The sequence below is a fragment of the Nocardioides potassii genome, assembly GCF_021648885.1.
Classification (GTDB): Bacteria; Actinomycetota; Actinomycetes; order Propionibacteriales; family Nocardioidaceae; genus Nocardioides; species Nocardioides potassii.
On sequence record NZ_JAKJHZ010000009.1, the window covers coordinates 313,006 to 326,743 of the forward strand.

12 protein-coding genes are annotated in these 13,738 nt (G+C 73.4%); 4 read left to right on the plus strand and 8 right to left on the minus strand.

Annotated elements, in window-relative coordinates:
- Nucleotides 1-53: 53 nt before the first annotated feature.
- The 3 genes from L2K70_RS15270 to L2K70_RS15280 all read right to left on the minus strand — a co-directional run bounded on the left by L2K70_RS15270 (nt 54) and on the right by L2K70_RS15280 (nt 3,483).
- Nucleotides 54-1,394 carry an MFS transporter gene (locus L2K70_RS15270; RefSeq protein WP_308195833.1) on the minus strand — a complete coding sequence of 447 codons (1,341 nt, stop codon included), beginning with the start codon at nt 1,392-1,394 and terminating at the stop codon, nt 54-56.
- Nucleotides 1,387-1,830, minus strand: coding sequence for a MarR family winged helix-turn-helix transcriptional regulator (locus L2K70_RS15275; RefSeq protein ID WP_236403076.1), 444 nt, complete (start codon nt 1,828-1,830; stop codon nt 1,387-1,389). Before L2K70_RS15275 ends, L2K70_RS15270 begins: the two co-directional genes overlap by 8 nt.
- Nucleotides 1,831-2,004: 174 nt before the next feature.
- Nucleotides 2,005-3,483, minus strand: a complete 1,479-nt coding sequence (locus tag L2K70_RS15280) for an NCS2 family permease (protein WP_236403077.1) — start codon at nt 3,481-3,483, stop codon at nt 2,005-2,007.
- Nucleotides 3,484-3,552: 69 nt separating this feature from the next.
- Here L2K70_RS15280 and L2K70_RS15285 point away from each other — a divergent pair, with 69 nt between their 5' ends.
- Both L2K70_RS15285 and L2K70_RS15290 read left to right on the plus strand, forming a co-directional pair.
- Nucleotides 3,553-3,852 (plus strand): DUF2530 domain-containing protein, encoded by a 300-nt coding sequence (locus tag L2K70_RS15285; protein WP_236403078.1) that lies wholly within the window; start codon nt 3,553-3,555, stop codon nt 3,850-3,852.
- Nucleotides 3,849-4,448, plus strand: coding sequence for a class I SAM-dependent methyltransferase (locus L2K70_RS15290; protein WP_236403079.1), 600 nt, complete (start codon nt 3,849-3,851; stop codon nt 4,446-4,448). Before L2K70_RS15285 ends, L2K70_RS15290 begins: the two co-directional genes overlap by 4 nt.
- Nucleotides 4,449-4,462: 14 nt before the next feature.
- On the opposite strand, the gene L2K70_RS15295 is transcribed toward L2K70_RS15290, so the two are convergent.
- Complete coding sequence (locus tag L2K70_RS15295; RefSeq protein ID WP_236403081.1) at nt 4,463-5,245, minus strand: DUF3027 domain-containing protein; 783 nt, start codon at nt 5,243-5,245, stop codon at nt 4,463-4,465.
- Nucleotides 5,246-5,344: 99 nt separating this feature from the next.
- Between L2K70_RS15295 and L2K70_RS15300 the strand changes: the two genes are divergently transcribed.
- Nucleotides 5,345-6,874 carry an MFS transporter gene (locus L2K70_RS15300; RefSeq protein ID WP_236403083.1) on the plus strand — a complete coding sequence of 510 codons (1,530 nt, stop codon included), beginning with the start codon at nt 5,345-5,347 and terminating at the stop codon, nt 6,872-6,874.
- On the opposite strand, the gene L2K70_RS21425 is transcribed toward L2K70_RS15300, so the two are convergent.
- The gene (locus L2K70_RS21425; protein ID WP_236403085.1) at nt 6,871-7,266 is read right to left on the minus strand and encodes a cold-shock protein; all 396 of its coding nucleotides are present in this window, start codon (nt 7,264-7,266) and stop codon (nt 6,871-6,873) included. The two genes, L2K70_RS15300 and L2K70_RS21425, sit on opposite strands and share 4 nt — an antisense overlap.
- 180 nt (nt 7,267-7,446) lie before the next feature.
- On the opposite strand from L2K70_RS21425, the gene L2K70_RS15310 reads away from it, so the two are divergent.
- Complete coding sequence (locus L2K70_RS15310) at nt 7,447-9,555, plus strand: S8 family serine peptidase (protein ID WP_236403087.1); 2,109 nt, start codon at nt 7,447-7,449, stop codon at nt 9,553-9,555.
- Between the two features lie 53 nt (nt 9,556-9,608).
- Here the strand turns inward: L2K70_RS15310 and L2K70_RS15315 are convergent, their stop codons facing one another.
- The 3 genes from L2K70_RS15315 to L2K70_RS15325 all read right to left on the minus strand — a co-directional run bounded on the left by L2K70_RS15315 (nt 9,609) and on the right by L2K70_RS15325 (nt 13,725).
- The gene (locus tag L2K70_RS15315) at nt 9,609-10,979 is read right to left on the minus strand and encodes an MFS transporter (RefSeq protein WP_236403089.1); all 1,371 of its coding nucleotides are present in this window, start codon (nt 10,977-10,979) and stop codon (nt 9,609-9,611) included.
- Between the two features lie 69 nt (nt 10,980-11,048).
- Nucleotides 11,049-11,795 (minus strand): 3-hydroxybutyrate dehydrogenase, encoded by a 747-nt coding sequence (locus L2K70_RS15320; protein ID WP_236403091.1) that lies wholly within the window; start codon nt 11,793-11,795, stop codon nt 11,049-11,051.
- A 94-nt stretch (nt 11,796-11,889) separates the two neighbouring features.
- On the minus strand, nt 11,890-13,725 hold the full coding sequence (locus tag L2K70_RS15325) for a helix-turn-helix domain-containing protein (protein WP_236403093.1): 1,836 nt from the start codon (nt 13,723-13,725) through the stop codon (nt 11,890-11,892).
- Between the last annotated feature and the right edge of the window lie 13 nt (nt 13,726-13,738).

Consider the following 13,738-nt stretch of genomic DNA (forward strand, 5'->3'; position numbering starts at 1 on the left):
GTCTGGGCGTGCCAGACACAAGGATTGAGGCTACTCGGGGCCCACCGGCAGGGTCAAAACGCCGCAGGGGCCGTCCGGACGTCGTCAGCGACCTCGTCCCGGACCGTGTCTGGCTGCGCGGCGACCCGTCCGTTGCGGGCTCGTTCGAGCCTCAGGTACATCATCGCAGACAGCACAACCCCGAGGATCGTCATCAGCCCGCCGCCGAGCAGCGTCCAGCGGGCGCCGTACTCGTGGCCGATCCAGCCGATGATCGGCGCGCCGACGGGCGTGCCACCCATGAAGATCATCAGGTACAGCGCCATCACCCGGCCGCGGACGCCCGCGTCGGTGTGCAGTTGCATGTAGGTGTTGGCGCTGGTGATGAACGTCAGCGCGGTGAGGCCGGTGACCGGCGCGAGCAGCGCGAAGGTGAGGTAGGAGGGCATCAGCCCGGCCAGCATGACCGAGATGCCGAAGGCGATCGCGGCGCCGACGACCAGCCGCTGCCGCACCTCGGGACGACGGGCGGCCAGCAGCGACCCGGCGAGCGAGCCGATCGCGAGGAACGACCCGAGCAGGCCGAACTCCTCGGGGCCCTTGCCGAATACCTCGGTCGCCATCAGCGCCGAGGTGATCTGGAAGTTGAGCCCGAAAGTGCCGGCGAAGAAGACCAGGCTCAGCACGAGCAGCAGGTCGGGGCGGGCACGGACGTAGGCGACGCCCTCGCGGATCGCGCCGGGGCCGCGGTCGGCGGGGGCGGCGGCGTCGATGCGGCTGACGTCGAGGTGGCGCAGCGACCAGATCGGGGCGGCGTACGACACCGCGTTGAGCAGGATGACCCACCCGGTCGCGACCGCTCCCCCGCCGAGCGCGGCGATGAGCAGGCCGGCCAGGCCGGGGCCGACGAGGCGGGCGGCGTTGAAGCTCGCCGAGTTGAGGCCGACGGCGTTGGTCAGGTCGCCCGGGTCGACGATCTCGGAGACGAACGACTGGCGCGCGGGCGCGTCGAACGCTGAGGCCGCGCCGAGCAGCAGGGCGAGGACGTAGACGTGCCACACCTCGGCCGTCCCGGTCACGGCGAGCACGCCGAGGACCAGGGCGGGCAGCGCCATGCCGAGGTTGGTGAGCTGGAGCAGCCGCTGCTTGGGCACCCGGTCGGCGACGAGGCCGGCGACGGGCGTGAGCAGCAGGAAGGGAAGGAACTGCAACCCCGTCGTGATGCCGAGCGCGGTGGCGCCGGAGCCGGCGGCCAGCTCGAGGACCAGCCAGTCCTGGGCGACGCGCTGCATCCAGGTGCCCGTGTTGGACACGACGCCGCCGGCGGCGTAGCGGCGGTAGTTGGGATTCGCGAGGGAACGGAACGTGGGACTCGTGGTGACTCCTCGGTCGTCTGCGGTCAGTGGTTCAGTCAGTGGTGGCGAGCCGGGCCAGGATCGGCGCCGCCTCGCGGAGGGTGGCCCGCTCGGCGGGCGTGAGGCGGGAGAGCTGCTGCGAGAGCCAGGCGTCGCGGCGCTGCCGGTCGGCGAGCACGGCCGCACGACCGGCCTCGGTCAGCGACACGACGACCTGCCGGCCGTCGGTCTCGTGCGGACGTCGTACGACGTAGCCGTCGCCCTCGAGGCAGTTGACCGTCCGGGTCATCGACGGCGGCTGCACCCGCTCGGCGCGGGCGAGCTCGCCGACGGTCTGGTCGCCCAACCGCACGAGCAGTCCGAGCACGACCATCTGCGGGATGCTCAGGTCGTTGCCGGGGTCGCGCTCCGCGACGAGTCGGCGGCGCAGACGCATGACACCGGCCCGGAGCTCGGAGGCGAGCCCGGCGTCGGTGCGGAGGTCGGTGGTCGGCATGTCGTTAGCATAACTCATTACCTGTGCTAACTATTCCGGGTGGCAGGACTCACCGCTGAAGCGGGGACTCCCTCGCTCCTTGGCCGTTGCTACGGCCAATCCGTGCAGGACTCACCGCGTAGGCGGTGACTCCTGCGCGTTCAGGGGATCTCCGGCGGGGGTGGGCCGATTCCGTCAGGTGAGCCAGGAGGTGATCGGGGCGATCGCGAAGTAGACGACGAACAGCAGAGCGACGATCCACATCAGGGGGTGGACGTCGCCCACCTTGCCCACGACGAGCTTGATCAGCACGTAGGCGAGGAAGCCGGCGCCGATGCCGACGCTGATCGAGTAGGTGAACGGCATCAGCACGATCGTGAGGAAGGCCGGGATGGCGATCTCGAGGTCGTCCCAGTCGATGCCCTTGACCTGCTGCATCATCAGGAAGCCGACGAGGACCAGTGCCGGGACGGCCGCCTCGGACGGGATCGCCTCGACCAGCGGTGCGAAGAAGGTCGAGAGCAGGAAGAGCACGCCGGTGACGACCGACGCGAGACCGGTGCGCGCGCCCTCGCCGACGCCGGAGGCCGACTCGATGTAGGAGGTGTTGGACGAGACGCCCGCTGCGCCGCCGGCCATCGCCGCGACGGAGTCCACGATGAGGATCCGCTGGGAGTTGGGCGGGATGCCCTCCTCGTCGTTGAGCCCGGCCTCCGCGCCGATCGCGGTCATCGTGCCCATCGTGTCGAAGAAGTCGGCCAGCAGGAGGGTGAAGGCGAGGAGCAGGGCGGCGAGGAAGCCCACGGAGGAGAAGGCGCCGAACAGCGAGAAGTCGCCGACGGTGCCGAAGTCGGGTACGTCGACCACGCCGTTGAGCTCCGGGACGTTGAGCGCCCAGTTGCCCGGGCCCTCCTGCGACGCCGCGCCGAGGCCGAGGACCGCCTGGACGACGAACGCCAGCACGGTCGTCGCGATGATCGAGATGAGGATCGCGCCCCGCACGCCGCGGACCCACAGGGCGACGATCAGCACGACGCCGATCGCGAAGACCAGCACCGGCCAGCCGGTCAGGGTGCCGCCGTTGCCGAGCTGGACCGGGACGGTCGTCTTGAAGGCGTCCGGGATGCGCGTCACGAAGCCTGCGTCGACGAACCCGATCAGCGCGATGAAGAGGCCGATCCCGACCGAGATCGCGACCTTGAGCTGCTGCGGCACCGCGTGGAAGACCGCCTTGCGGAAGCCGGTCAGCACGAGCGCCAGGATGATGATGCCCTCGAGGACGATGAGGCCCATCGCGTCCTCCCAGGTCGACCGGGTCGCGATGGCGTTGGCGACGAAGGCGTTGAGCCCGAGACCCGTGGCGAGCGCCAGCGGGAAGTTCGCGACGGCCCCCATCAGGATCGTCAGCACGCCTGCGACCAGAGCCGTGCCGGCAGCGATGACCGGCAGGTTGGACCCGTCACCGGTGCCGCCGCCGAGGTAGGCACCCGTCGAGTCCGGGACGAAGCCCAGGATCAGCGGGTTCAGCACGATGATGTAGGCCATCGTCAGGAAGGTCACGACGCCGCCGCGAACCTCACTGCTGACGCTGGAGCCTCGCTCGGTGATGCGGAAGAAGCCGTCGAGGCCGGAGGCCTTCGGAGTGGGTCGGGTCGTGGTGGTGTCGTCGCTCACGGAACCGCAGTGTGGCAGAGCGGTGTGACGTGCGTGTTTCGTCTCACCGCAGCGTTGTAGCGTGACCGCGTGGACCTGGGCGACGAGCAGCCGATGACGCACGAGATCGGCAACCGCACCTACATCGTCGCGCAGGTCGAGCCGCTCGACGTCGACGGCGTCCGCACGACCGAGGTCGGCACCGCCCTGTGGCTGCTGGGGTTCATCGGGCTCCTCCCCTTCTGGGGCACGCTTCAGGACAGCGGTCGCACGTGGTGGCTCTGGACCTGCCTGGCCGGCTTCGGGCTCGGCCTGTGCGGCCTGGAGTACTGCCGCCGCCGTCGCAAGGAGCGTGCGGCCCAGCGGGCCGGTCGTCGGATCGCCGGATGAGCCTGCCGCCGACCCGCTGGGAGCTCGCCGGCGACCGCAACCGCGGCTACGGCGAGACCTTCGCGCAGCGGGTCGCCGAGGGTGCCGACGTCGACGGCGAGGCCCGGCTGCTCGACGCGATCGCACCTCGGGGCGCACGGGTCCTCGACGTCGGGTCCGGGATGGGCCGGGTCGCGGCGGCGCTGCAGGCGCGCGGGCACCGGGTGACCGCGACGGAGCCGGACGCCGTCCTGCGCGCGCAGTCCGAGGCGACGTACCCCGAGCTCGCGGTGCTCCCCCACGAGGCACTCGCCCTCGACCCGGCGGAGGTCGGCGAGTTCGACGTCGTCGCGGTCGTCGGCAACGTCATGGTCTACGTCGGCGAGGACACCGAGCGGCGCGTCCTGGCCCGGGTCCGCGAGCTGCTCGCCCCGGAGGGGCGCGCGGTGGTCGGCTTCCACCTCACCGCCGTCAAGGCCGGCAGCCGCACCTACCCGCCCGACGAGTTCGTCGCGGACGCGAGCGCCGCGGGGCTGCGGGTCGTGCACCGCTTCGGCAGCTACGAGCTGCACGAGGCGAACGACGAGTACGCCGTCTGGGTGCTGGCGAGGGACTAGAGGGACTAGAGGGACTAGAGCGACTCGAGGTCGTCGTCGGTGAGCGTGTCGAAGGCATGCTCGGGCATCGGCAGCGGCTGCTGCTTGCGCGCGAGCTTGACCTCGGAGTGGGCGCCGCAGCCGTGGTCGACGGTGACGACCCTGCCGTCGTCGTTGGCGTTCCCGTTGGCGCAGACGCCGAAGCGGTCGGCGAGCGAGCCGTTGAGCCTCACCAGGAAGCCGCACGACCAGCACTGGTCCGGGGCGCTCTTCGCGAGAGGTGCGTCGGGGCCGCCGCTGCCGGCGTGCCAGCGCTCGGCGGCCATGTCGAGGCCCTCGCGGCTCAGGGTGCGGACCCGGCCGAGGCCGAGCTCCTGCGCGACGCGGCGTACCTGGGCGCGGTCGTCGTCGTCCAGCGGGTCGTCGCCGACGAGGTAGGTCGGCACCAGCCGGGGGTCCTCGTCCTCGACCGGCAGCAGGTCGCCGGGAGAGAGGTCGCCGGGCTGGAGGCGCTCCTTGTAGGGCACCCACGCCGGCGCCACGATCGCCTCGTCGCCGGGCAGCAGCACGACCTCGTTGACAGTGAGGTCCTTGCCGCGCTTGGCGCGGGTGAGGGTGACCGACCAGTGCCAGCCGGGATAGCCCGGCGTGGTGCAGGCGAAGTGGTGCGTGACGACCCGCTCCCCCTCGGCGTACGCACCGAGGTGCTCGCCCACCTCGTCGCCGTCGGCGGCCTCGAGCACGACGCTGCGTGCGAGGTCGACGGCCTTGGCGAGGACCGAGTCCGGCTTGCCGGAGCGGGTCGGGAGAGCGATCACGGCGCCATCATGGCAAATGGTGCGCGGTCGTGTCCCGTCGGCACCCCGGCCCGGTACGGCGCCACCGTGCTGTCGGGCGGGTGGTCCAAGATGGTCCCCGTGACCAGCGACCGACCCGACCCCGCACCGGGGCAGGCGTCGGAGCAGGCCCCGGGGCCCGATCCCGGGGAGGACACCCAGCCCTACCGCGTGGCACCTCCGCCGCCCTCGTCGGCGCCGCGCCCGAGTGCCGTACGACGTTCGCTGGCGGGCGCGGCGCGCGGGGCCGGCCGGGGCGCGCGGGCCGCCGGTCGCGGCGCCAGGGCCGCCGGCCGGGGCGCCCGGGTCGCCGGCCGCGGGGCCGGCACCGCCGGCCAGTTCGCCGTCACCCAGGCGCGGCGCGCGGCACGGGCGGAGGGCGCCGGCGACTCGGGGCTCTCGCGCCTCATCGAGCTGCACGCCTTCAACGCCGCCGGCGACGCGGCCGTCACCATCTCGCTCGCCGGCACCCTCTTCTTCTCGGTCCCGACGGGCGAGGCCCGCGGCCAGGTCGCGCTCTTCCTCGCCCTGACGATGCTGCCCTTCGCGATCGTCGCGCCGCTGATCGGGCCGTTCCTGGACCGCTTCAGCCACGGCCGCCGGTGGGCGATCGGCTCGACGATGGCGATCCGGGGCTTCCTCTGCTGGGTCCTCGCCACCGCCGTGGTCACCGAGTCCGTGTGGCTGTTCCCGGCGGCGCTGGGCTGCCTGGTCGCGTCCAAGGCCTACGGCGTCACCCGGGCCGCCGCGGTCCCCCGCCTCCTCCCGCCCGACCTGACGCTCGTCAAGGCCAACGCCCGGGTCTCGCTCGCGGGCGTGGTCGGCGCCGGCGTCTCGGCACCGCTCGCGGCCCTCGCCTCGACCTTCGGCCCGGAGTGGTCGCTGCGCTACGGCTTCGTGATCTTCGTGCTCGCCACGATCTGGGCGATCCGGCTGCCGGAGAAGGTCGACGCCAGCCACGGCGAGGGCGAGCTGACGCTGACCGGGGAGACCGAGGTCGCCCGGGGCAGCCGCAGGGCGAGGACGCGGATCCCCGCCGCGGTGGCGTTCGCGCTGCGCTCCAACTGCGGCCCGCGCTGGCTCTCGGGCTTCCTCGTCATGTTCATGGCGTTCCTGCTCCGCGAGAACCCCATCGAGGGCTGGAGGCCCGAGGTCCTGCTGGGCCTCGTGATCGGCGCTGCCGGCCTCGGTAACACGCTCGGCATCACCATCGGCTCGTTGCTCAGGCGGTTGAGCCCGTCGGTCACCGTCGTCCTGGCGCTGCTGGCCGACACCGCGGTGGCGGTGGTGGCAGCGCTGTTCTACGGCCCGGTCGCCCTGGCGCTGCTCGGGCTGACGGCCGGCCTGTCGCAGGCGCTGGCCAAGCTCTCGCTCGACTCCACGATCCAGCGCGACATCCCGAGCCGCACCCAGGCGAGCGCCTTCGCCCGCTCGGACACCACGCTGCAGCTGGCCTGGGTGATCGGCGGCTTCGTCGGCATCGCGATCCCGCTCAACCCCCAGCTAGGTCTCGGCATCGCGGCCGCCGTGCTGGGCGCGTGGGCGACGTTCGTGCTGGTCAGCCGGCCTCGGCCGCAACGGCCCGTGCCGGCTCGGGCTGCCGCGAGCTAGAGCTCGAGCTCGTCGGCGAGCGCTCGGAGCACCTTCGCGGTGCCGCGGGCGGCGTTGCGCTCGGGGTGCCGGCCGTGGCGGTAGCCCTCCTCGACGCCCTCGAGCATCTTGATGAGGTCCTCGACGATGGTGACCATCGCCTCGGGCTTCTTGCGCTGGGCGTTGCGCTGGTTGCGGCTGACCGAGGCGGGCGCGTCGACGATCCGCACCTGCAGCGCCTGGTCGCCGCGGCGACCCTGGGCGATGCCGAACTCGACCTTCGTGCCGGCCTTGAGGGCGGTGGTGCCCTCGGGGAGCGCGTCGGAGTGGACGTAGACGTCCGGGCCGTCCTCCTGCGACAGGAAGCCGAAGCCCTTGTCCACGTCGAACCACTTCACCTTGCCACTGGGCACGGCCGTCTCCCACCTGTTCCGGTCCTCGCGGCCCGCTGACCGCGGGCGCGGGCAAAGGATAGGCGTCGCGTGCTCACGCCCACCAACGGGTTGTGACGGGGGAGCTTTGTCAGTCGTCGGTGCGGCTGCGATCATGGGCGGTTCGGGGAACAGGACGACGAGGGCATGGAGGCGGGGACCGTGCGGGGACGACGCGTGGGGCGGATCGTGGGCGGCGGCCTGCTCGCGCTCGGCGTCACCCTGTCGGCCCCGGGCGTCGCGCTGGCCGAGGACGCCCCCGACACCACGACTCCCCGGTCGCTGACGCTGGTCACCCTCCAGGGCCCCGGCACCTCGGCCGGCACCCGCGAGACGGCCGACCTCCTCGCCCGGCAGGACGCGGTGCTCGCGGCCATCGGCGCCGAGGAACCCGTCTACCGCTGGACCACCGCCCTCAACGGCTTCGCACTCCCCCTCTCCGCCGCCCAGGTCGCCGTCCTGGACGACCAGCCCGGCGTCGCGGTGATCGAGCCCGACGAGGTGCGCCCGCTCGCCGGTCGTACGTCGCTCGCGACCGTCCGCGGCGCCTCGGCGAGCCCACGGCTGCGCGGTGGCGCCGGCGTGGTCATCGGCGTGGTCGACTCCGGCATCTCCCCCGACTCACCCGCCTTCGCCGACGTCCCCGGCCTCGGCGCCGACCCGCAGCACTTCGCCGGCGCCTGCGCCGAGGGTGACGGCTGGACGGCGGACGACTGCACCCGCAAGGTCGTCGGAGCGCGGTGGTTCGCCGCCGGCTTCGGGACCGACCGGGTCCGCTCCTCGGAGTCGCTGTCGCCCCGCGACGTCCTCGGCCACGGCACGCAGGTCTCCTCGGTCGCCGCGGGCAACGCCGGCGTGAGCGTGCGGGTCGACGGCCGCGACGCCGGTCAGTTCGGCGGTGTGGCGCCGCAGGCGCGGGTCGCCGCCTACAAGGCGTGCTGGGGCGCCCCCGACCCGGCCGACGACGGCTGCTCGACGGCCGACGTCGTGTCCGCGGTCGACGCCGCGGTGGCCGACCACGTCGACGTGCTCAACCTCGCGCTCGCCGGTGGCGACGGCATCGACACCCTCCAGCGCGCCCTGCTCGGCGCCGCCGAGGCCGACATCGTGGTGGTCGGGGCGGCCGGCAACTCCGGCGGGACGTCGTACGCCGCCCACGCGTCGCCGTGGGTGACCACCGTCGGCTCGGCAGTGGGCCGCCTGGCGCGCGGCGTGGTCACCGTCCCCGGCGGGCGCTCGTTCACGGGCGGGGGCCGGCCGGTGGCCGTCCGCGGTCGCGTCGTGCTGGCGCAGGACGCCGCGGCGCCCGGGGTGTCCCGGCGCGCGGCCGGCCAGTGCCGCAGCGGTGCGCTCGACCCGCGGTTGGTCGCCGACCGGGTCGTCGTGTGCCGGCGCGGCGGCATCGGCCGCATCGACAAGTCCGACAGCGTCGCGCTCGCCGGCGGTCGCGCGATGGTGCTGGTGAACCTCCGTCCGGGCTCGGTGACCGCTGACTTCCACGCCGTCCCGACCGTCCACCTCTCCGCCACCGCGGGCCGCGACCTCACCCGCTGGGTGGCGGCGCACCCGGGCGCCAGGGTGCGGATCTCGCGCGCCAGCGGCGAGCCCGGCACCCGGCGCACCGCGCCGTGGAGCGCGTCGGGCGACCCGCGCGGCCCGTCGGTCAAGCCCGACGCGGTCGCCGACGCCGACGCCGTCCTCGGCGCCCTCCCCGAGGCGTCCGGGCGCACGTGGGGCGTGTTCAGCGGCAGCTCCGCGGCCACCGCCCACGCCAGTGGCCTGGCCGCCCTCGTGCTGGGCGAGCACGACTGGCCGGCGTCCGTCGTCCGCTCGCTCGTCGTCGGGTCGGCGCGACCGGTCCCGGGGTCCTCGGTGCTGCAGCAGGGCGCGGGTGCGCTCCCGAGCCGCGCGCCCACCGCCCACCTGGCACTCGACGTGCCGACGCGGGCCTGGCGCCGTGCGCTGCGCCGCCACGACCTCGCCGACCTCGACACCGGCTCGCTCCTGCTCCCGGCCCGCCGCGGCACAGCCGTGCGGACCCTGACCAACGTCGGCAGCCGGCCGGAGTACTTCTCGGTCACCGCCCGCGGCTTCACCACGCACCGCGTCAGCGTGCAGCCCCTCGCCGTACGCCTCGCGCCGGGTCAGTCGGCCAGGTTCACCGTCACGGTGACCGGCCCGACCACGCCCGGCCGGCTCGACGACGGCGAGCTCGTCTGGCTCGGCGCCCGCGGCGGCGTCCTGCGCGTCCCGGTGGCACTGACCCGCTGACGCCGACGGGCCGCCGCCCCGAGGGACGACGGCCCGTGCCGTGGTGGGTGGGCTCAGTCGCCGAGCACGCGGTCGTGGCGCAGCGACGTCGCGCGGGTCTCCTTGGCGAAGAGGACGGCGACGACCGTGATCACCGAGGCGATCGTCATGTAGATCGCCACCCTGCCGACGTTCTCGGTGCCGTCGCTCGCCTTGCCCAGCAGGTCGATCGCGATGATCGGGGCGAGCGCCCCGGCGAAGATCGACGCGAGCTGGTAGCCCACCGAGGCGCCGGTGTAGCGCACCGAGGTGCCGAACAGCTCGGAGAAGAAGGCCGCCTGCGGGGAGTACATCAGCGCGTGCAGGACCAGGCCGACGCAGATCGCGAGGATGATCCTGCCCTCCGAGCGCGAGGCGATCAGGTCGAAGAAGACCCACGACCACGCGGCGACGCCCACGGCACCGGCGAGGTACAGCGGACGGCGCCCGACCCGGTCGCTGAGGGCGCCGACCAACGGGATGGTCACGAAGTGCACGACCGAGCCGATCAGCAGCGCCTTGAGGATCAGCGACTTGTCGTCGGCCGTGCCGGCGTACAGCGTGAGGAACGAGATCGAGATGACGGTGAACAGGTAGTAGGAGATGTTCTCCGCCATCCGCATGCCCATCGCGACGAAGACCTCGCGGGGGTACTTCCGGAACACCTCGACCAGCGGCAGGTGAGCGGACTCCTTGGTCTCGAGCTCGGCCTTGGCGTCGGCGAAGACCGGGGACTCCTCGATCGAGAGGCGGACCCACAACCCGACGGCGACGAGGACGGCGCTCAGCAGGAACGGCACGCGCCACCCCCACGACTCGAAGGCCGTGTCGGACTGCACCGCGGCAAGCACCCAGAGGACGCCGGTGGCGAAGAGGTTGCCGAGCGCGACGCCGGCCTGCGGCCACGAGGACCAGAAGCCGCGCTGCGAGTCGTCACCGTGCTCGGCGGCCATCAGGACCGCGCCGCCCCACTCGCCTCCGACCGCGGAGCCCTGGACCAGCCGGCAGGCCAGCAGCAGGAGCGGCGCGGCGACACCGATGGAGGCGTACGTCGGCAGCAGGCCGATCGCGAAGGTCGCGACGCCCATGAGGAACAGCGAGAAGACGAGCATCTTCTTGCGCCCGACCTTGTCGCCGAAGTGACCGAAGACCACGCCACCGAGCGGCCGCGCGACGAAGCCGAGGGCGTAGGTGCCGAAGGCGAGCAGCGTGGCGGTGGCCGGCTCGCTCTCGGGGAAGAACAGCGTGCCGAAGACGAGTGCGGCGGCCGATCCGTAGAGGAAGAAGTCGTACCACTCGACGGCGGTGCCGATGAGGGAGGCGAAGACGACCTTGACGATGGGGGTGCGCCCGGGCGACGCAGTGGTCGCACCGGTCCCGGTCGTGGGCGAGGTGTCGGTGGTCATGGACGTGCCTTTCATCGAGGGGCGGTGGCGAGCTGGGTGGTCGTGGCGACCGATGGGCTGGTCGAGCGGTCAGGCGGCGGTCCAGCCACCGTCGAGCAGCAGCGAGGATCCGGTGATGGAGGTCGCGGCGGGTCCGCAGAGGAACGCCACGGCCTCGGCGACCTCCTCGGGCTCGACGAGCCGGCGCACCGGCGTCCGGGCCAGGAGGACGGTGTCGAGCACCTCGTCCTCGGCGATGCCGTGGCTGCGGGCCTGGTCGGCGAGCTGGCCCTCCACGAGCGGGGTGCGGACGTAGCCCGGGCAGACGGTGTTGCTGGTGACGCCCTTGTCAGCCGCCTCGAGCGCCAGGACCTTCGAGAGGCCCTCAAGACCGTGCTTGGCACTGACGTAGGCCGACTTGTACGCCGACGCCCGGTGGCCGTGGACGCTGGAGACGTGGACCAGCCGACCCCAGCCGCGGGCGTACATGCCGGGCAGGACGCGACGGGCGAGCAGGAACGGGGCGTGGAGCATGAGCGCGTGGATCGTGCGGAACCGCTCGGGGTCGAAGTCCTCGACGGGCGCCACGTGCTGGATGCCGGCGTTGTTGACGAGGATGTCGACGTCGAGGTCGAGCGCGGCGATGGCGGACTCGTCGGTCAGGTCGACGACGTGCGGGGTGCCGTGCACCTGCGCCGCGACCTTGGCCACGCCCTCCTCGTCGCGGTCGAGCAGGTGGACGTCGGCGCCGCCCTCGGCGAGCCGGGTGGCCACCGCCGCGCCGATGCCGCTGGCGGCGCCGGTGACGAGGGCGCGTCGTCCGTCGTAGGAGGTCATGCGCCTCACCGTAGGGAGCGGAGTGACGGACGGCACATGGCCGGAGGACCCACACTTGACGCGCGGACGTGTGGCACCGCCACACCTGTGGCGGTCAGCCGTCGCGCAACCGCACCAGGCGCAGGGCGAGCTGGAGGTCGAGCGAGCGTGCCGGCTCGCGCCACCCGTCACCGAGCAGCTCGCCGACCCGGTCGAGCCGCTGGGTGACCGTGTTGGGGTGGACGTGCAGCGCCGTCGCCGTCTCCTTGAGCCGCCCGCCGCTGGCGAACCACGCCTCCAGCGTGTCGACCAGACCGGTCCCCCGGCGTTGGTCCCACTCGCGCACCGGCCCGATCATCGTGTCGACGAACGCGGCGACGTGCTCCGGGCCGTTGTCGCCCAGCAGCAGCCGGGCGACACCCAGGCCCGCCGGGTCGCTCACCTCGCCGACCCGGCCCAGGCGGAGCAGCGTGTCCAGGCACCGCCGCGCCTCGGAATGGGCGTCGACCAGCCGGTCGTGGCCCAGCGTGTCGTCCGTGGCCGCGAGGCCGACGGTCGCCCGGCCGCCCGCAGCGGCGATGGCGGCCTGGAGGTCGCCCCCGACCTGACGCGCGTCGTCACCGGGCACCACCGCGACGACTACGCCGCGGTGCTCGCCCGCGAGCCCGGACAGGCGACGCGCGAGGCCCAGGGCCGCCCGGCCGGCACGGTGCGGGTCGGCGCCGTCGACCGCCACCGCGGCCACGACCAGCGGCCCGTCGAGGCTGGCGCTGTGTCGTCGTACGCGGTCACGGAGCCGGTCGCGGGACCCGGCTCCCGGCTCGAGCAGGTCCGCCAGGAGCTGGCCGCCCAGCCGCTCCTCGGCATCGGCGACGGAACGGGCGAAGAGGAGGACGAGGGCGGTGACCAGGGCGCCTCGCTCGAGCGTCCGGCGACCGGCGAGGTCGAGCGGGGCCTCGCGTCGTACGACGAGCGTCGCGACGTGCTCGGTGCCGGCGAGCGCGGCGGCGACCAAGCCACCGTCGACCTCCACCGAGCGGCCAGACGTCACGGCGGCGGCGACCGCCTCGCTCCAGGCCAGGCCGGGGTCCTCCCCCGCCTCGAGCTCGCCCGTGGGGGTCCACGCCGACACGGCCGCGTCGAGCACCACGGACAGCACCTCGGTCACGTCGGCCACGCCACCTCCGCCGATGAGCACGTCGGTGAGCCGGTCGTGGGCGAGCGCGGCCGCGTCGACGGCCTCGGTGTGGCGGGTCAGCGACCGGTTGGCCTCGTCGAGCTCGGCGAAGAGGCGGGCGTTCTCGAGCGCGACCACCGCGTGGGCTGCGAACGAGGTCAACAGGCTGACCTCGGCCTGGGGGAAGCGCCGCACGGACCGGTGCACCGCGAGCAGCGCACCGATCACCACGCCGTCGAGCACGAGCGGCACCCCGAGGATCGCCCGGATCTGCTCGCCGGCCACCGCCTCGTCGATGTAGCCCTGGTGCACGAACCGCTCGTCCGTGGCGTAGTCCTCGGTGAAGTAGGCCGCGCCGGTCTGGGCGACCAGGCCGAGCAGCCCGGTCCCGAGCGGCAGCCGGAGGTTCTGGAACTCGCGGGTGAGCGCGCCGTCGGTCACCTTCATGTAGGACGCGCCGTCCGACTCGTCGTTGAGCGAGAGGTAGGTCATGTCGCAGTGCAGCAGCTGCCGCGCCCTGCGCACGATGGCGGCGAGGATCGTGTCGACGTCGCGGATCGCGGTGAGGTCGGAGGCCGTCTCGTAGAGCGCCGACAGCTCGGCCTCGCGCGAGCGCATCCGGGTGATCAGGTCGCGCAGCCGGAGGGCGACGTCGTACTCCGAGCGGAGCGCGGCGGCGTCCTCCTCCCCCAGCCCACGCTCGGCCTGCGCGAGGTGCTCGTCGAAGGCGGCGAGCGGCGCCTCGTCGTAGAGCAGGTCGAGGAAGGACGGCACGGGGTCATCCTGC